This is a genomic window from Pseudomonas sp. BMW13 (assembly GCF_013357275.1).
GTDB lineage: Bacteria > Pseudomonadota > Gammaproteobacteria > Pseudomonadales > Pseudomonadaceae > Aquipseudomonas > Aquipseudomonas khazarica.
The window spans coordinates 188,954-205,531 of record NZ_SUKD01000020.1; the positions used below are offsets into that span (position 1 = coordinate 188,954).

16 protein-coding genes are annotated in these 16,578 nt (G+C 61.8%); 8 read left to right on the top strand and 8 right to left on the bottom strand.

What is annotated here, in order from left to right; all coding sequences use genetic code 11:
• Nucleotides 1-28: 28 nt before the first annotated feature.
• The gene (cheR, locus tag E4487_RS16320; protein WP_037050345.1) at nucleotides 29-856 is read right to left on the bottom strand and encodes a protein-glutamate O-methyltransferase CheR; all 828 of its coding nucleotides are present in this window, start codon (nucleotides 854-856) and stop codon (nucleotides 29-31) included.
• 44 nt (nucleotides 857-900) lie between these two features.
• On the bottom strand, nucleotides 901-1,833 hold the full coding sequence (locus tag E4487_RS16325) for a chemotaxis protein CheV (protein ID WP_175253852.1): 933 nt from the start codon (nucleotides 1,831-1,833) through the stop codon (nucleotides 901-903).
• Nucleotides 1,834-1,910: 77 nt separating this feature from the next.
• Here E4487_RS16325 and flgA point away from each other — a divergent pair, with 77 nt between their 5' ends.
• From flgA to E4487_RS16345, 4 genes are all read left to right on the top strand, one after another.
• Complete coding sequence (gene flgA, locus E4487_RS16330; RefSeq protein WP_037050340.1) at nucleotides 1,911-2,669, top strand: flagellar basal body P-ring formation chaperone FlgA; 759 nt, start codon at nucleotides 1,911-1,913, stop codon at nucleotides 2,667-2,669.
• 135 nt (nucleotides 2,670-2,804) lie between these two features.
• Entirely contained in the window at nucleotides 2,805-3,140 is a 336-nt protein-coding gene (gene flgM / locus E4487_RS16335; protein ID WP_037050337.1) for a flagellar biosynthesis anti-sigma factor FlgM, read from the top strand.
• A 50-nt stretch (nucleotides 3,141-3,190) separates the two neighbouring features.
• A complete protein-coding gene (locus tag E4487_RS16340) occupies nucleotides 3,191-3,658 on the top strand; it encodes a flagella synthesis protein FlgN (protein ID WP_175253853.1) in 468 nt (155 codons plus the stop codon).
• A 94-nt stretch (nucleotides 3,659-3,752) separates the two neighbouring features.
• A complete protein-coding gene (locus E4487_RS16345) occupies nucleotides 3,753-4,502 on the top strand; it encodes a flagellar brake protein (RefSeq protein WP_175253854.1) in 750 nt (249 codons plus the stop codon).
• 30 nt (nucleotides 4,503-4,532) lie between these two features.
• Here the strand turns inward: E4487_RS16345 and E4487_RS16350 are convergent, their stop codons facing one another.
• Both E4487_RS16350 and E4487_RS16355 read right to left on the bottom strand, forming a co-directional pair.
• Nucleotides 4,533-5,849, bottom strand: coding sequence for an MFS transporter (locus tag E4487_RS16350; protein WP_037050330.1), 1,317 nt, complete (start codon nucleotides 5,847-5,849; stop codon nucleotides 4,533-4,535).
• 42 nt (nucleotides 5,850-5,891) lie between these two features.
• On the bottom strand, nucleotides 5,892-7,133 hold the full coding sequence (locus E4487_RS16355; RefSeq protein ID WP_175253864.1) for a glutamine synthetase family protein: 1,242 nt from the start codon (nucleotides 7,131-7,133) through the stop codon (nucleotides 5,892-5,894).
• 364 nt (nucleotides 7,134-7,497) lie between these two features.
• Between E4487_RS16355 and sstT the strand changes: the two genes are divergently transcribed.
• Nucleotides 7,498-8,721 carry a serine/threonine transporter SstT gene (sstT, locus tag E4487_RS16360; RefSeq protein ID WP_175253855.1) on the top strand — a complete coding sequence of 408 codons (1,224 nt, stop codon included), beginning with the start codon at nucleotides 7,498-7,500 and terminating at the stop codon, nucleotides 8,719-8,721.
• Between the two features lie 139 nt (nucleotides 8,722-8,860).
• Nucleotides 8,861-9,628, top strand: a complete 768-nt coding sequence (locus E4487_RS16365) for an ATP-binding cassette domain-containing protein (RefSeq protein WP_037050323.1) — start codon at nucleotides 8,861-8,863, stop codon at nucleotides 9,626-9,628.
• A gap of 7 nt (nucleotides 9,629-9,635) precedes the next feature.
• On the opposite strand, the gene fhuF is transcribed toward E4487_RS16365, so the two are convergent.
• The 4 genes from fhuF to E4487_RS16385 all read right to left on the bottom strand — a co-directional run bounded on the left by fhuF (nucleotide 9,636) and on the right by E4487_RS16385 (nucleotide 13,425).
• Nucleotides 9,636-10,385, bottom strand: coding sequence for a siderophore-iron reductase FhuF (gene fhuF / locus E4487_RS16370; protein ID WP_175253856.1), 750 nt, complete (start codon nucleotides 10,383-10,385; stop codon nucleotides 9,636-9,638).
• Between the two features lie 31 nt (nucleotides 10,386-10,416).
• Entirely contained in the window at nucleotides 10,417-11,397 is a 981-nt protein-coding gene (locus E4487_RS16375; RefSeq protein ID WP_175253857.1) for a GNAT family N-acetyltransferase, read from the bottom strand.
• A gap of 59 nt (nucleotides 11,398-11,456) precedes the next feature.
• Nucleotides 11,457-12,779, bottom strand: a complete 1,323-nt coding sequence (locus tag E4487_RS16380; protein ID WP_134675506.1) for a lysine N(6)-hydroxylase/L-ornithine N(5)-oxygenase family protein — start codon at nucleotides 12,777-12,779, stop codon at nucleotides 11,457-11,459.
• A gap of 169 nt (nucleotides 12,780-12,948) precedes the next feature.
• Nucleotides 12,949-13,425 (bottom strand): sigma-70 family RNA polymerase sigma factor, encoded by a 477-nt coding sequence (locus tag E4487_RS16385; RefSeq protein WP_080757084.1) that lies wholly within the window; start codon nucleotides 13,423-13,425, stop codon nucleotides 12,949-12,951.
• Between the two features lie 149 nt (nucleotides 13,426-13,574).
• On the opposite strand from E4487_RS16385, the gene E4487_RS16390 reads away from it, so the two are divergent.
• Together E4487_RS16390 and E4487_RS16395 are read left to right on the top strand one after the other, a co-directional pair.
• The gene (locus E4487_RS16390) at nucleotides 13,575-14,573 is read left to right on the top strand and encodes a FecR family protein (protein WP_175253858.1); all 999 of its coding nucleotides are present in this window, start codon (nucleotides 13,575-13,577) and stop codon (nucleotides 14,571-14,573) included.
• 205 nt (nucleotides 14,574-14,778) lie between these two features.
• On the top strand, nucleotides 14,779-16,470 hold the full coding sequence (locus E4487_RS16395; protein ID WP_172979166.1) for a cyclic peptide export ABC transporter: 1,692 nt from the start codon (nucleotides 14,779-14,781) through the stop codon (nucleotides 16,468-16,470).
• The last annotated feature ends 108 nt before the right edge of the window (nucleotides 16,471-16,578 follow it).

A 16,578-nucleotide genomic window follows, 5' to 3' on the forward strand; every position in this document is an offset into this window, starting at 1 on the left:
TTGCTGACATACCCGACCGGCGTCGCGGCTACTTGGCCTTGTAGATGATCCCCGGGCTGCACTGCACCATCTGGTACTTGTCCGGCAGGCCGTTGAGCGCCTCGGACGCCCCGAGGAACAGGTAGCCACCGGGCTTCAGGGTCGCATGGATGCGCGTGAGGATGTCCTTCTTCACCTCCGCCGAGAAGTAGATCAGCACGTTGCGGCAGAACACGATGTCGAACTTGCCCAGCGCGGCGTAGCTGTCCAGCAGGTTGAGCGGACGGAACTCGACCCGGTTCTTGATCGGCGCCTTGACCTGCCAGCGTCCAGGTCCCCTGGGGTCGAAGAAGCGCTGCAGGCGTTCCTGCGACAACCCCCGGCCCATGGCCAGACTGTCGTACTCGCCGGACTTGCAGTTGCTCAGCATCGACGGGGACAGGTCCGTGGCCACGATCTGCACACCGGCCTTGAGTTGCCCCAGGTTGGTCCGCTCGAACTCGTCGATGGACATCGACAGCGAATACGGCTCCTGGCCGGACGAACAGGCCGCCGACCAGATGCGCAGCCGCTGCGACGGGTAGGCCTTGATCAGCTCAGGCAGTACCCGGCTCTTGAGCACCTCGAACGGATAGGTGTCACGAAACCACAGGGTTTCGTTGGTGGTCATGGCATCGACCACCTGCTCACGCAATCCGCCCCGGGGCTGGCTCTGCATGCGCTGCACCAGTTCACCCAGGGTCTTGATGCCGTTCTGTTCCATCAGCTTGTTCAGACGGCTGGAGACCAGGTACTGCTTGTTGCTGCCAAGCAGGATACCGCAGGCCTTTTCCAGGAAAGTCCGGAACTGCTCGAAATCCAAATTACCCGAAGACACTAATGCAGCCTCACCAACCATAATGTTTGCCAAGAGACGTTCTCTTAGCCCTCATCCGACACACGAATGCGATCGACCACGCGCGCCGCCAGATCATCCGGCTTGAACTTGGCGAGGAAATCGTCAGCGCCGACCTTCTTCACCATTGCCTGATTGAACACGCCCGAGAGCGAAGTATGCAGGAGGATATGCAACTTCTGCATGCGCGGGTCGCTGCGAATCTCCGTGGTCAGTGTATAGCCGTCCATTTCCGGCATCTCGATATCGGAAATCAGCATCAGCAGTTCCTTATCGGGATTGCGGCCTTCGTCCACCATTTTCTTGAGGTAGTCGAGTGCCTCACGGCCATCGTTCAGCGCGGTGACCTCGACACCCACGGTCTGCAGGCAGCGGGAAACCTGCTTGCGCGCCACGGAGGAGTCATCGACGATCAGGACGTGCTTGGTCACCGCCTGGCTCTGCACCTGTTCGTCGATGACGCCCTCAGAAATCGCTTCCGACGTGGGCGCGACCTCGGCGAGGATCTTCTCGACGTCGATGATTTCCACCAACTGCTGATCCATCCGCGTGACCGCCGTCAGGTAATGATCGCGGCCAGTGCCCTTGGGTGGTGGATGGATCTCTTCCCAGTTCATGTTGACGATGCGCTCGACCGAACGCACCAGAAAGCCCTGAACCTTGGTGTTGTACTCGGTGATGATCACGAAACTGGTTTTCAGATCACTCAGCGGCGCCCGACCGGTGGCGATCGACAGATCGAGAATCGGGATGGTGCCGCCACGAATGTTGGCCACCCCGCGCACCACCGGGCTGGACTTGGGCATGATGGTGAGGTTCGGACACTGCAGGACCTCTTTCACCTTGAATACGTTGATACCGTATAGCTGCGGGCCTTCCAGGCGAAAAAGCAACAACTCCAAGCGGTTCTGTCCCACCAACTGAGTTCGCTGGTTAACCGAATCCATCAACCCGGCCATGCCCGGACTCCTTCTCGTCTAGTAACGCTCTCCCCGTTGAGCCTAGCAGGCGGCACGGGGCTTGCTTTGCATTGCTCATGAAGCAGACAACGTCATCATTCCGTCAGCTACTGGCAAAGTGCCTTACTCTTTTGCCCGTTGTACTCGCTTTGCCGATCCTCGGCTATAGCGCTACGGCGGCGGCCAGCTTTACCAGTGCTGAACAACTTATCGGCGCCACCGAGACCTTTCTTGAGGAAGCGGTCACCAATTATCTACAGCGTAGCGAAATCCACGGCCGCCATGAGATTCGTGTGAATCGCCTCGATCCTCGCCTGCGCCTGGCACTGTGCGACGTTCCGCTGACGACCACGCTCGAGAGTCCGGCACAGCCCCTGGGCCGGGTCACCACCCGTGTGCGCTGCGACGGCAGCGCTCCCTGGACCGTGTTCGTTCCCGCCGAAGTGCGCCTGTACCGCCATGTCGCCGTACTCACCCGCCCCCTCAAGCGCCTAAGCATAGTCAAGGCTTCCGACCTGAGCATGGCCGAGCGCGATATCGGCCAGCTTTCGCAGGGCTACCTGACGGATCCGGCGCAGGTCGTCGGCAAGAAATTGACGCGCCAGCTCAATGCCAATCAGGTCATTGCGCCCAGCCACTTGGAGGCGGCGGAAGTGATTCGTCGCGGCGACCAGGTCGTGATCAACGCCGTCGGCGCCAATTTCAGCGTGCGCATGCCCGGCGAAGCCCTGACGGACGGGGCTCCTGGCGAACAGATCAACATCCGCAACCTGCGCTCGCAGCGGGTCATCCGGGCCCGGGTCGTGGGTCCGGGCCAGGTCGAGGTCGCCATGTAGGCACGTTTCTTGTAGCGTAAAGGTCAGGCGATTCCCTACACTGTTCGACGACGCGATGAAATTAGTCCTAAAGTTTTCTCGGCAGTGGCCGAAAAGCATGGCAAGCGTCCACCATATCGTCCGAGGTTCTGCATCATGGTCATCGATTTCAACCGGCTGAATAATGCCAATACGTCCGCTACCACGGGACGTACCGGCGCGACTCAGGCTGGCAATCGCAGTGAATCGGCACAGCCGAGCAAAGCGCCTGTCACCGGTAGCGATGGACAAACCGACGCCAAGAGCGGCGAACCCGTGCAACTGAGTCGCGAGGCTCAGCAGCTGCAAGCAATCGGCGAGAAGCTGCGCGATCAGCCCATCGTCAACAAGGAGCGCGTGGCCCAGCTGAAACAGGCCATCGCTGACGGCAGCTATCAGGTCGACAGCAAACGCGTCGCCCAGAAACTGCTCGACTTCGAATCCCAGCGCTAGTCCCAGGGCTGCGCTGGGGGTGTTGGACGCCCGACCCCCAAGAGCCCGCCATGCAAGACACCGCCCTGCTAGACCTGTTCTCCCACGATATCGGCACGGCCGAGCAGTTGCTTGAGCTGATCGATAACGAATTCCAGGCCCTGACCGACCGCGATCTCGCCCGCCTCGACCGCCTGCTCGGTGACAAGCAACCGCTTCTCGCACTCCTCCAGCAGCATGGCAACGAGCGCAGTCGCCTGCTGCTGAGCGCCAACCTGAGCGCGGACCGCCAGGGGCTCGCCACGCTGGCCGCCCAGTCCGCCGTCGGTGATCAGTTGCTGGCGCGCAGCGAAGAGCTGTCCAAGCTGCTGCAACGCTGCCAGGATGGCAACACGCGCAACGGCCGACTGATCCGCGCCAACCAGGCGTCGGTCGGCAACATCCTCGGCATTCTGCGTGGCGGGGAAACGCCCGGGCTCTATGACAGCCGAGGCAGTGCCGCTAAAATCGCGCAGCAGAGACCGCTCAGCCAGGCTTGAGCGAATCACACCAACAATAAAAGCACAGGGACATGCAGGCACTTCGCCAGTATGCTAGTGCCGTTGTAGTCCATGACTCGGAGAGTTCCGAACTGTGTCCAGCGCGTTCCACGACGAGAGCGGCCCCCAGCCGCCCAAGGTGCTCAAGACATCCGCAGAGATCATTGCCACCTTACGTCAATTGCAGCAGAACCATGATCCTCTGGTCATCCAGTTCAAAGGACGTGGCCAGCGTTTCCAGAGCTATCTCGTCGAGGTCGACCGCGACCGCGCGCGCATGGCCCTGGACGAAATCATCCCGACCGACGGCGAGCGCTTCCTCAAGCAGGGCGAATCCTTCAACGTCGAAGCCTTTCGCGATGGCGTGCGCGTAGCCTGGAGCTGCGAGCATGACGTGCAGCTGGGCGAACTCGAAGGTGCGCCGTGCTACTGGGCACCGCTGCCGCTGGAAGTCATCTATCACCAGCGCCGCAGCGCCTTCCGCGCCCAGCTGAAGCAGAGCGACCAGGTCAAGGTCGTACTGACCGGCGACAAGCTGCGCGATGCGCTGCCCGGCCACCTGCTGGACATCTCAGCGACAGGCTGCAAGCTGCGTTTCGCAGGCAACCTGAGCGAGCAACTGAGCAACGGCCAGGTGCATGAGCGCCTGACCGCGCAGCTGCCGTTCGGCTCGATGACCTGCGCAGTGGAATTGCGCCATGTGCAGTACGACGAAAAGCTCGACATGACTTTCGTCGGCACGCGCTTCTACCGCATGAGCGGCCTGGAGCAACGTCAAGTCGAGCGCTTCGTCTATCAGTTGCAGCGCGAGGCGCGTCGCACCGAAGGCGACGGCCCCTTCTGAATCCCGCGAGAGCCGCTGCCGGGACGCAGGCTACTGCCCGGCACGCTCGCCCTTCTCCTCGTTCTCGCCTGGCGCCTCAGGAGCCGGCTCCTGCTGCATCTGTTCCTGCACCGTCTGCTCGTCGACGCGCGGATCGAGCGCGGCAACCAGCGGTGAGCTGGTGACGTTGCCCGGCATGGCCATGTGCTGCAGCGGCGCATCGTCGACCTGGTGCAGATGGGTGACCACCTCGGGACGAATGCGCCAGATCAGGATCAGCGCGCAGAAGCAGACGAACACGTAGAGCATGTTGGCCCCGTAGAAACGCATCAGCACGCCCGCCAGCAGGGGTCCGATGCAGGCGCCGACGCCGAAGGTGACCAGCAGCATCGCGGTCAGCGAGACCCGGCGCTCCGGTTCCACGTGGTCGTTGGCCAGCGCCACCGCCAACGGATACAGGCTGAACTGCATCAGGCTGACCAGAAAACCAACGCCGATCAGCAAGCCGAGGAACACCTGCGGCAACGCCGCCAGTGGCAGCGCGGCCAGCAGCAGAAACACCGCACAGCCTCGAATCAGGCGCACCCGGTCACGCCGGTCGGACAACCAGCCCAGCGGCCACTGCACCAGCAGCCCGGCCAGAATGCAGCTGCCCATGAACAGACCCACCTGCTCGGTGGAGAGCCCCATGCGCGTGGCATACAGCGGCGCGAGGCCATAGAAGGAGCCGATCAGCAGCCCGGCCACCGAAATGGTCGTCAGCGACAACGGCACCCGGTCCAGGAAGAAGCGCAGCTCCAGCGGTGCCGGATGCAGCGGCGCCGGGTGCAGGCGCCGGGTCAGCGCAACCGGCACCAGGCACAGAGCGAAGCAGAGAGCGACCAGCATCAGCAGCTCCAGCCCCAGCGTCGGATGCACCACCAGCGTCAGCTGTCCGAGAATCAGCCCCATGTAGGACGCTGCCATGTAGCCGCTGAACACCAGGCCGCGCTGCTTGGCATCGGCCTGCTCGTTCAGCCAGCTCTCGATCACCATGTACTGGCACATCATGCCCAGGCCCACCAGCATGCGCAGGAACAGCCAGAACGGCAGCCACTCCACCAGGCCATGCCCCAGCACCGCCGCGGTGACCACCCCGGCGCAGGCCACGTAGGCCCGAATGTGCCCGACCCGGCCGATCAGTCGGTGGCCGAGCTTGCCCCCCAGCACCAGGCCGAAATAGTTGGCCGCCATCAACGCCCCGACCCACAGACCATCCACCGTGTCGGCCAGGCGCAGGGCCAGGTAGGTACTGAGCAGACCGGAACCCAGCAGCATCAGCAGCGTGGCGAAGTACAGCGAACGGAATGACTTCCAGATCAGTCGCATTGACGGATAAAGCTCCTTGTACGCGGGTAGGCAAAAACAGCGTCAGGCCTGGCCAGCCAGAACACGACGCTCCCAGGGCGTTATTTCATCGTAGAAGCTGGTCAGCTCCATGGTCTTGCTGGCGATGTAGCCTTCGATGAATTCCGCACCGAACAGTTCGATTGCCAGCTCGCTTCGTTTCAGACGCTCGATGGCGGCGTGCATGGTACAGGGTAGCGTCAATTCTTCTGGCACCTCGAACTCCCCCTGAATCGCCGGGCTTGGCTGCAGCTCGCGCTCCAGGCCATGCAAGCCGGCGGCAAGGCTGGCAGCGAGGGCCAGGTAAGGGTTGGCATCGGCGCCAGGCAGGCGATTTTCCACCCGTCGCGCCACCGGCGCACTGGCGGGAATGCGCAGCCCCGCCGCGCGGTTGTCCGCCGACCAGCAGGCATTGTTCGGTGAGGCATAGGGGTGGCACAGGCGCTGATAGGAGTTCACATGCGGCGCGAACAGCAGGGTGAAATCCGCCAACGCGGCCTGCTGGCCAGCGATGAAGTGATAGAAGGCCGCTGTCGCCTCGCCATTGTCGGCGCTGAAGATGTTGCGGCCACTGCCCTGCTCCACCACGCTCTGGTGGATGTGCATGGAGCTGCCGGGGGTGTGCGCCAGGGGTTTGGCCATGCACACCACGGACAAACCATGCTTGAAGCCGACCTCCTTGAGCAGATGCTTGAACAGGAAGGTCTGGTCGGCCAGCTGCAGCGCATCGCCGTGCAGCAGGTTGATCTCGAACTGGCTCACGCCCATCTCGTGCATGAAGGTATCGCGCGGCAGGCCGAGCGCCTCCATGCAGCGGTAGACATCGGCGAAGAACGGCCGCAGGCCATTGCTGGAACTGACGCTGAACGCCGCGCCACCATCCTCACGGCGGCCATCGAGCCCCAGCGGCGGCAGGAATGGCTGCTGCGGATCGGGGTTGCCAGCGAAGACGAAGAACTCCAGTTCGGTGGCCACGACGGGTTGCCAGCCCTGCTCGGCATAGCGCGCCAGCACGCGCTTGAGCAGGCCACGGGTGGACAGCCCGGAACTGCGCCCGTCCAGCTCGTCCGCGTCGCAGATCGCCAACGCGCGCGGCGGCTCGCTCCAGGGCAGGCGGTGGATCTGGCTCGGCTCGGCATTGAGCAGCAGGTCGCCGTCATCGCTGCCGTAGAAGCGCGCCGCCGGGTAGCCGCCCATGATGCACTGCAGCAACACGCCGCGAGCGAGCTGCAGGCGACGGCCTTCGAGGAAGCCACTGGCGGTCATCACCTTGCCGCGCGGTACCCCGTTGAGGTCGGGGGTGACGCAGTCGATCTCATCGATCCCCTGCAGAAGGGTTTCCAGTGGGCGGCAGTTGGCAGTGCTCATCTTTATTGTCCTTGAATGACGCGAATACCGCCCGAGGGGCGGCGAGACGTACAAAATACGCATCGCATGTTCAATATTTCAAGCAGTGCAAGCTTATCGAGATGCGACACCGCCTTGCACTCCGTCGCCGAGATCGACCGCCCTGGCTAGAAGCCCATGAAGGCTGTGCTAGAGTCGCGCGCTATTTTTTCGGCCCTGGCTGAAAGTCCTCTCGCCCCGGCGCCCTGCTCGAGCAGCGTGCCCAGCAACCAGAGACCACCCGATGTCCCAAGCCCTCCACCCTGCCCTGCAGCTTCTCAACCGCATCAGCCTGGTGACGCAGATCGTCATCGGCCTGCTGGCAGGCATCGCCCTTGCCTATGTCGCTCCCCAGGCTGCGCTGTCCGTCGGCTTCATCGGCAATGTCTTCGTCTCCGCGCTGAAAGCAGTGGCGCCGATCCTGGTGTTCATCCTGGTGATGGCCTCCATCGCCAACCACCAGCACGGTCAGCAGACCCACATCCGCCCGATTCTGCTGATGTACCTGCTCGGCACCTTCAGCGCCGCACTGGTGGCCGTCGTCGCCAGCTTCGCCTTCCCCTCGGCACTGGTGCTGAGCAGTCAGGCCGCCGAACTGTCGCCTCCCGGCGGGATCGGCGAAGTCCTCAAGACCCTGCTGATGAACCTGGTCGACAACCCGGTCAATGCGCTGCTCAGGGGTAACTTCATCGGCATCCTGGCCTGGGCCATCGGCCTGGGCTTCGCCTTCCGCCATGCCAGCGCCGGCAGCAAGCAACTGCTGGGGGACCTGTCCAACGGCGTCACCGCCATCGTCAAGCTGGTCATCCGCCTGGCCCCGCTGGGCATCTTCGGCCTGGTGGCCGCGACCCTGGCCGAATCCGGTTTCGACGCCCTGCTCGGCTACCTGCACCTGCTGGTGGTGCTGGTCGGCTGCATGCTCCTGGTCGCCCTGGTGGTCAACCCGGTGCTGGTGTACTGGAAGATCCGCCGCAACCCCTATCCGCTGGTCTTCACCTGCCTGCGCGAAAGCGGCCTGACCGCCTTCTTCACCCGCAGCTCGGCGGCGAACATTCCGGTCAACCTGCAACTGTGCCAGCGCCTGGGCCTGCACGAAGAAACCTACTCGGTGTCCATCCCGCTGGGCGCCACCATCAATATGGCTGGTGCCGCCATCACCATCAGCGTGCTGACCCTGGCCGCCGTGCATACGCTGAACATCGCGGTGGACCTGCCCACCGCCCTGCTGCTCAGCGTGCTGGCCTCGATCAGCGCCTGCGGCGCCTCGGGCGTGGCCGGCGGCTCGCTGCTGCTGATCCCGCTGGCCTGCAGCCTGTTCGGCATCCCCAATGACGTGGCCATGCAGGTCGTCGCCATCGGCTTCATCATCGGCATCGTCCAGGACTCGGCAGAGACCGCACTGAACTCCTCCACCGATGCACTGTTCACCGCTGCGGCGTGCATGGCGCAGGAAAAGCGCCAGGGCTGAAACGACAGATAGAAGGCTTGCGCGTGCAGGCCTTCTGTATTTCGGCTGGTGCCACACCTGGCACCGACAAAGGGAAAATTGATAACGATTAGCGTTTGAATTAGATTGACGCCTTTCGCAACCTACCGCGGACGGCTTCATGTTCGAATTGCAAAGCGTCAGTTACAGCATTCCTGAACGCACACTGCTGCATCCCCTGAACCTGCACATCGATGCCGGACGCATGGTCGGTCTGATCGGCCACAACGGCTCCGGCAAATCCACCCTGATCAAGTTACTCGCTCGCCAACAGGCACCCAGCGGCGGCCATATACTGCTCGACGGCAAGCCGCTGGCAAACTGGGGCCAGCGCGACTTCGCCCGCCAGGTGGCCTACTTGCCTCAGCAGTTGCCACAGACCGAGGGGCTTACCGTGCGTGAGCTGGTAGGTTTCGGCCGCTATCCCTGGCACGGCGCCCTTGGCCGTCTGGGTAGTGAAGACCGCACGCACATCCAACGCGCCATGGACCTGACCGATACCGGCATCTTTGCCGATCGTCTGGTCGACCATCTGTCCGGAGGGGAGCGCCAGCGCGTCTGGCTGGCCATGTTGCTGGCGCAGAACACCCGTTACCTGTTGCTCGACGAACCCACCTCAGCGCTGGACATCGCCCACCAGGTGGAGGTGCTCTCACGCGTCCACGACCTCAGCCGTGAGTTGGGCCTGGGCGTGCTGGTGGTGCTGCACGACGTCAATATGGCTGCGCGCTATTGCGATCACATGTTGGCCCTGCACAGTGGTCGCCTGCTGGCGCAAGGCAACCCGGCCGAGTTGATGCGCGGCGAGACCCTGGAGCGTATCTACGGCGTACCCATGGGGATAATGACCAATCCTGCGGACGGATCGCCGATCAGCTACTTGCAATGAGCAAAGGCTAGCGATCATCGGTATAAGGTAGAGGCTGATCCAGCAAGGGGCAGTTATCGCAATGCTCGAGGTTCTCGAGGCGATAACGAATGCAACACACCCTACGCTGGCGCCAGAGACCGTCGGGACGCAGCTCCTGACTTACCTGCAGATACCGAATCGGCCTGAACAGGGGGTTGCGAACACCATCGGCGCATCGCTCCTGTTCCATCAGCTCATGGCCATGCACCAATAACGACGAGGGCAAGACCTTGCCCATTTCACCGACGAACCACTCCAGGTAGTTACCGGCGTTGCTCCAGAGCACCTTGGGTGACAGCCTTGCCTCCGTCGCCAGTATCTGGATAAACGCTTGCAGATGCCCGGTCAGCTCGGCGAAGCGCTGAAAGGCATCAGCCGGTGGAACGGCAAAGGGTTCACCATCGTCGGGTAACTTGAAGGCCTGTGGCAGCCCCTGCTCGTCCAACACCACCTCAATCGCATCGAGCGCCAACGGCAAACGACGTCCCAACACCAGCGCAGCAGCGACCACTGGAGGAATCAGTCGAACCAGATAGTGCTTGGACCACTGCGAGGCCAGTGCTCGGCGGTCCTGCCCGACATGCAGGGGGTCGAACCGCTGCAGTACCGCATCGAGCTGAGCCGTATGCAGGAGTTGGCGCACCGGCAGCGACGGGCGCGGGTCTTCAAAGGTAGTCAGCACGTCGCGATAACTCGCAAACTCGCCAAAAAACAGTGGAGCAAGAGCTGCGATCATCGCCCCCCCCTGCGAATTCGGGAGAACCAACTCAGCACAATCGGCATCGCTCGAAGAAACGCTCGCGACTCTGCGCCATCAACGCAGCGCGCTTGTGCGGAAAATCGAATTCCTTCTCCTGCCAGAAGCCGAGACGCTGCATATGGCCAATCATCCGCTGATTGTCGGCACGCGGCTCAGCGACGATGCGCTGGGTACGCGGTTCATCCAGCAACAGATAATGCACCAGAGCCGATAGCCAGCTTTCCACCTTGTGCGGCCCGCGATGATCCTCCTCGCCAACCAGCATGTGAATGCCGCGGTCGTAGTCAGCGGCAGCGTAGAAAGGCGCTATGCGATCTTCCTTGGCCCAGTAAGCTTCGAAATAGGCGAACGGCTGGTCGTCAAAACACCCGATCATCGTCAACACATGCGGATCGGCCGCCAGACGCTCGAGATAGTCGCGGTGCTGATCGAGGCTACCCTGTTCCTGCCAGAACTCAGCTACTCGAGGGTGGTTCTGCCAGTGATTGAAGCGCTCCAGGTCGACTTCGATATCAAGCGTACGCAGCGAAATCCAACTGCCCAGACGAAAGTCGAAGCGTCGATACAGTTCGCCGGCGGGCTTCGGCGAGCGTTGCGGATGACGCCGCCCATCGCTGAGCACGAAGCGCTGCGGATAGCTTTCGCTGGCCGCCCCGCTGCGCCAGGGCATCGGCAATTGCCAGAACATCGAACGCTGCACCTGCCAGAGGCCGCCCATCTCAGGGCTGAGCAGCCCCTGCTGCACCAGCTCAGCAGGACAATCGTCGAGCCTCAGCAGCAGTCGTTGGCAGGCTGGATCGATGGCGAACGCCTGATAAGAGAAAGCCCAGAGTGCAAGCGGCATATCACGCCCTTGCAACCACCAAACCTCGTCCTGACGCTCGGCGCGCAGCAGCGGCTGCCCATCCAGCAACAAGGTCAGCTCATCCGCACCACCATCGACCATAAGCACGCGCCCATCGGGCAAGGGCAGAGAAACACCGGTCATGAATACAACCTCGAAAACCTGAAGACGAATGGCAAATGAAGATATTTAGTCGAACTCACTCAGGCGCTTTCCAGCGCCCGAGCTTGAGTCGTAGCGGCTGCTGGCATGCGCTCGAACAGCGAATGGGCGATCTCCTCAGCGCGCATCGGCAGTACCGACAGCAAGGTGTCGCTCAACCCATGACTGCTCTGACTGAACCCCTGTAGATACACGCCAGCCCGCAGCTGCGCGTCAGCACGCACACGGTAGTCGCGCTCGACCTGGAAATCGCCCAGGTATTTCTGCAGCGGCGCCAGCAACTCGCGGTGAGAACTGCGCTCATAACCGGTGGCGAGGATCACCGCATCGTAACGTTTGCTCTCAATATCACCGGTGGCACTATCGCGCAGCGCCAACTCGATCCCCTCATCGCTGGCACGGGCGCTTTCAACCGTGCGCCGGCACAGGAAACCATGACGCGCCTGCTTGGCCACTTTCTGCCGATAGAAGATGCCGTAGATACGCTCGATCAGATCCAGATCGACCACCGAGTAATTGGTGTTGTGGTACTCATGAATCAGCTTTTCGCGCTCGGCCTCAGGCTCGTTGAACACCAGATCGGTATAGCCGGGGGTGAATATCTCATTGACGAATGGGCTGTCGTCAGCCGGCTTCAGCACCGCCGCACGCAGGATCATGTCCACCTGCACCGACGGATAACTGTCGTTGAGGTCGATGAAAGCCTCCGCCGCGCTCTGCCCACCGCCAACCACGGCGATGCGCATCGGCTGGTGACGATTACAGGGCTGGCTGGCCATGCGTTCCAGATACTGGGCGTGATGGAAGACCCTTGCATCGTCACGCAGATGGGTGAAGGCAGACGGAATCCGCGGAGTCCCTCCGGTACTGAGAACAATGGAGCGCGCCAGGCGGAAGCGCTCGGCGCCCTGACTGTCGACAGAGATCACCCGTAACTGGTCGATACCCTGAGCACCATGCACCGGCTCGACGCGAACCACCGACTCCCCGTAGGCGCACTGATCGGCAAATTGCTGAGCGACCCAACGCAGGTAGTCGTTGTACTCCATCCGGCATGGGTAGAAGGTGCCAAGATTGATGAAATCCACCAGGCGTCCCTGCGCGTGCAGGTAGTTGACGAAGCTGTAGGGACTACTGGGATTACGCAGAGTGACCAGATCCTTGAGGAAGGAAATCTGCAGTTCACTCTGGCTCACCAGGGTATTGCCGTGCCAGCGGTAATCCTGCTGACGATCGAGGAACAACGCATTGTAAGCGCGCCCTTCCCGCTCACCCTGCTCCTGCAGAGCAATAGCCAATGCCAAATTGGAGGGGCCGAAGCCGATGCCGAGCACGTCGTAGGTCGGAACAATCAACTGAGTCATGATGCCTGTGTCCTTTAGCCGTTTGCCATGAACAAGCCATGGGCCTGCCTGGGAGAGTCCGCTCGCTCAGCCTTGCGGCCCGAGGATGCGGTCTTGAAGAAGAAGACGAGGCAGAAACTCAGAAATTTATAATAATTCTCATTACTGACGCTTCATCAACGGCTTACTCTCACCTCGCCCACCGGCGCAGACGCATGCGGCAATGCTTCATGGCGTTGACGATATGCTTCTCCACCATGTCGCGAGAGATGCCTATGCTCTCGGCGATCTCGGCATGAGAACAGCCCTCTACCTTGCGCATCAGGAATGCCTGGCGACAAACCGGTGGCAGTTCGTCCAACGCCCTCTTCAGTAGGCGCAACTGCTGCGCCTGACAGGCCTGAACCTGTGGATCACAGGTGTCGTCGAGTTCTTCATGCCCCAGAGACTCGAGCGGCTCGTCGGCGCGCACCTGCGCACGCCGGTATCGGTCGACACTCAGGTTGATCGCGGTTCGAAAAAGAAACGCGCGCGGCTGCTCGATGGCAGCCAAGGACTTACGCTCGAGCAGGCGCAAGACGCTTTCCTGAGCCACATCTGCAGCCGCCTGGCGATCACCAAGCGTACGACTGAGGTAACGGACCAATTCTTGGTAATGGTGTATCACAACACTCTCTAAGCCCCCGAAGGAACCGCCCCGTGCAGGTTCCTGATGTGTCACGACAACAGACACTTGCTGACAGCCCCGGTCAGCGATACTTATAATCACTCGCATTTTGTGCAAATGAAAGCCTCGCAAAAGCCTGGGACGCCCGAATGATCGAGCCGCAATCCACCGACGAAGACGAGCGCCTCAGCGCCGAGGCGGCATACTGGTGCGCGCGTCTGCATGACATGGACTGCACTGCCGAGGAGCGCCAGGCCTTCGCTCGCTGGATAGCCACTACCCCCGACCACCAGCACGAGTACGACGCCATGCTGGCGATCTGGCGGCTGGCCGATCAACTACACCCAGCCCACGCCTCCACGCCCAGCAACACGACAACTCGCCCTCGCCGCCAACGAACCCCCTGGCGCGCGACCAGGATTGCCGCTGCCGCCATGCTGGGAGGAGTGACTATCTGGATGGGCGGCTGGGTGGCAGGCCTGCTGCCAGCGCAGGTTGGCTACTACGCAGCTCAGGAAGCCCCGCGCAAGGTCATCCTGGCAGACGGCTCGCACGCTCAACTGAACAGCGACAGCAGACTGATCTTCGCCATCTTTCGCGACCACCGCAGTGCCTGGCTCAGTAGCGGTAGCGAAGGCTATTTCGAAGTCACTCACGACATAGAACAGCCTTTCAGCGTACTGACCGACAACGGCCAGGTGCGCGTCACTGGCACCCGTTTCAATGTCTGGACAGACGAACGACAGATGCTGGTCAGCCTGCTTGAAGGAGCCGTGATCGTCAGCCCGCCGAATGGCGCCCAGGCTGGCCAGGCGCAACTTTCGCCAGGCATGCAGGCACGCTACAGCAAAGGGAGCAACCAGATCGACGTGGAACAGGCAAGCACCACCAGCGCCATTGCCTGGACCGAAGGCAAACTGGTGCTGGATGATCTGACATTGAGCGCCGCCCTGCCACTGATCAATCGCTACCTTGAACAGCCGGCTCGCCTCGGCGACGCAGCCAGCGGCAACCTGCGAATAGGTGGGGTCTACCGTACCGACGACCTCAAGGCGCTGGTCGAATCGCTGCCAACCGTGCTGCCCATCGAAGTCAGGCGTGACGATGACGGTGGCCTGGTACTGAAGAGCCGCTACGCCTCACTCTAGCCGGGCACGCCATGCGCACGGGGAGAACGATGCCGGACCTGCAGCAGAAGCGAAGCTCGTGCAAGACACTTATCCAGGGTTTTCTTTGAGTTTTCTCTCGCCTTATCCGTCTTAACAGGAACGATTCGGGTTTGCAGTCATTTCGATTGCAACCGCGTCGCCCCGTTTTCCGGCGCAGCTCTGCGCCGAGCCTCAGGACTGGATGATGCAGACACCTCCGCAAAGTACGTTCCGCGAACTCCTCCGGCTGTTACGCCCGTTCGCGCCACAACTCGCCGCCGCAACCCTGTTGGGCATTCTTGGCGGCGCCAGCATCACGGCACTGCTGGCCACCATCAACTACAGCCTGCATTCCGATGACGGCATGCACAGCGCCTTGCTGTTGGGTTTCGCCGGGCTCTGCCTGTTGGCCCTGGTGGGCTCTATCGTGTCCGACATCGGCACCAACTATGTCGGTCAACACGTTATCGCGCGCCTGCGCAAGGATCTGGGCAGCAAGATCATCTCGGCACCGATCGACCAGATCGAACGCTACCGCAGCCATCGCTTGATTCCAGTGCTGACCCACGACATAGACACCATCAGCGATTTCGCTTTCGCCTTCGCCCCACTGGCAGTGTCACTCACCGTCACCCTTGGCTGCCTGGGCTATCTGGCCTCGCTTTCGCTACCCATGTTTCTCACCACCGCCCTGGCTATCGTCATCGGCAGCGCCATTCAGTACGTGGCGCGCAGCAAGGGTATCCGCGGCTTCTTCCAGGCCCGTGACGCCGAAGATGATCTGCAGAAGCACTATCGCGCCATGGCCGAGGGTGCCAAGGAACTGCGCATCAGCCGCCCGCGCCGCTTCCAGCATTACAGCGAGCGCCTGCAGGGCACAGCCGAACGCATCTGCGACATCCAGATCCGCTCGATCAATCTGTTCGTCATCGCCAAGGGCTTCGGCTCGACCCTGTTCTTCATCGTCATCGGCGTGGCCCTGGCTTACCAGAGCTTCTGGCCGAGCACCGACAAGGCGACACTGAGCGGCTTCATCCTGGTGCTGCTGTACATGAAGGGGCCACTGGAGCATCTGGTTGGCCAGCTGCCCATCGTCAGCCGCGCTCAGGTGGCCTTCCGCCGCATTGCCGAGCTGTCGCAGCGTTTCTCCTCGCCAGAACCCAATCTGCTTTTGAGTGACGACGGCCGCAGCGCACCGCCCATGCGAGGCATCGAGCTGCGCGGCCTGCACTACCGATACCCCACCGAAGACGGCGGAGAAGGCTTTGGCGTCGGCCCGGTAGATCTGCAGATCCGTCCCGGTGAGATCCTCTTCATCGCTGGCGAGAACGGCTGCGGCAAAACCACGCTGATCAAGCTGCTGCTGGGACTCTATGTGCCCAAGGGAGGCACGTTGCAACTCAACGGCGAGCCGGTGACAGACGCCAATCGCGATGATTATCGCCAACTGTTCACCACCATCTTCGCCGACTACTTCCTGTTCGAGGATCTGCTAAAGGGCAGCCAGGACATACCCGCCGAAGCCAACCGCTACCTGGAACGCCTGGAGATCGCCCACAAGGTCAGTCTGGACGACCACAACTACTCGACCACCGACCTTTCCACAGGCCAGCGCAAACGCCTGGCGCTGGTGCAAGCCTGGCTGGAGAAACGCCCAGTGCTGGTGTTCGACGAGTGGGCCGCCGATCAGGACCCCGAATTCCGCCGCATCTTCTATACCGAGCTGCTGCCAGAGCTTCGGGCTCAGGGCCGCACCTTGATAGTGATCTCCCACGACGACCGCTACTTCCACGTAGCCGACCGCCTGCTGCAAATGGCCTCCGGACGAATCGTTTCACTACAGGAACAGCATCGAGGCACCACTGAGCCTGCTGCGGAGAGCTCCCCCGTCGGGTAAGGCACCAGCAAAGCACGAGCGTGAAATTTCTTTTCCGGTTTCCGCTCACTCGTGCGTCTTAAAGCAAATCATTCTAATTATGACCAACGCTAAACAGATAATTCAGGA

Coding starts and splice junctions, on each gene's coding strand:
- E4487_RS16325 (WP_175253852.1), bottom strand. CDS start 1,833: ATGGCCGGGTTGATGGATTCGGTTAACCAGCGAACTCAGTTGGTGGGA.
- flgA (WP_037050340.1), top strand. CDS start 1,911: ATGAAGCAGACAACGTCATCATTCCGTCAGCTACTGGCAAAGTGCCTT.
- flgM (WP_037050337.1), top strand. CDS start 2,805: ATGGTCATCGATTTCAACCGGCTGAATAATGCCAATACGTCCGCTACC.
- E4487_RS16340 (WP_175253853.1), top strand. CDS start 3,191: ATGCAAGACACCGCCCTGCTAGACCTGTTCTCCCACGATATCGGCACG.
- E4487_RS16350 (WP_037050330.1), bottom strand. CDS start 5,849: ATGCGACTGATCTGGAAGTCATTCCGTTCGCTGTACTTCGCCACGCTG.
- E4487_RS16355 (WP_175253864.1), bottom strand. CDS start 7,133: ATGACCGCCAGTGGCTTCCTCGAAGGCCGTCGCCTGCAGCTCGCTCGC.
- sstT (WP_175253855.1), top strand. CDS start 7,498: ATGTCCCAAGCCCTCCACCCTGCCCTGCAGCTTCTCAACCGCATCAGC.
- E4487_RS16365 (WP_037050323.1), top strand. CDS start 8,861: ATGTTCGAATTGCAAAGCGTCAGTTACAGCATTCCTGAACGCACACTG.
- fhuF (WP_175253856.1), bottom strand. CDS start 10,385: ATGATCGCAGCTCTTGCTCCACTGTTTTTTGGCGAGTTTGCGAGTTAT.
- E4487_RS16375 (WP_175253857.1), bottom strand. CDS start 11,397: ATGACCGGTGTTTCTCTGCCCTTGCCCGATGGGCGCGTGCTTATGGTC.
- E4487_RS16380 (WP_134675506.1), bottom strand. CDS start 12,779: ATGACTCAGTTGATTGTTCCGACCTACGACGTGCTCGGCATCGGCTTC.
- E4487_RS16390 (WP_175253858.1), top strand. CDS start 13,575: ATGATCGAGCCGCAATCCACCGACGAAGACGAGCGCCTCAGCGCCGAG.
- E4487_RS16395 (WP_172979166.1), top strand. CDS start 14,779: ATGCAGACACCTCCGCAAAGTACGTTCCGCGAACTCCTCCGGCTGTTA.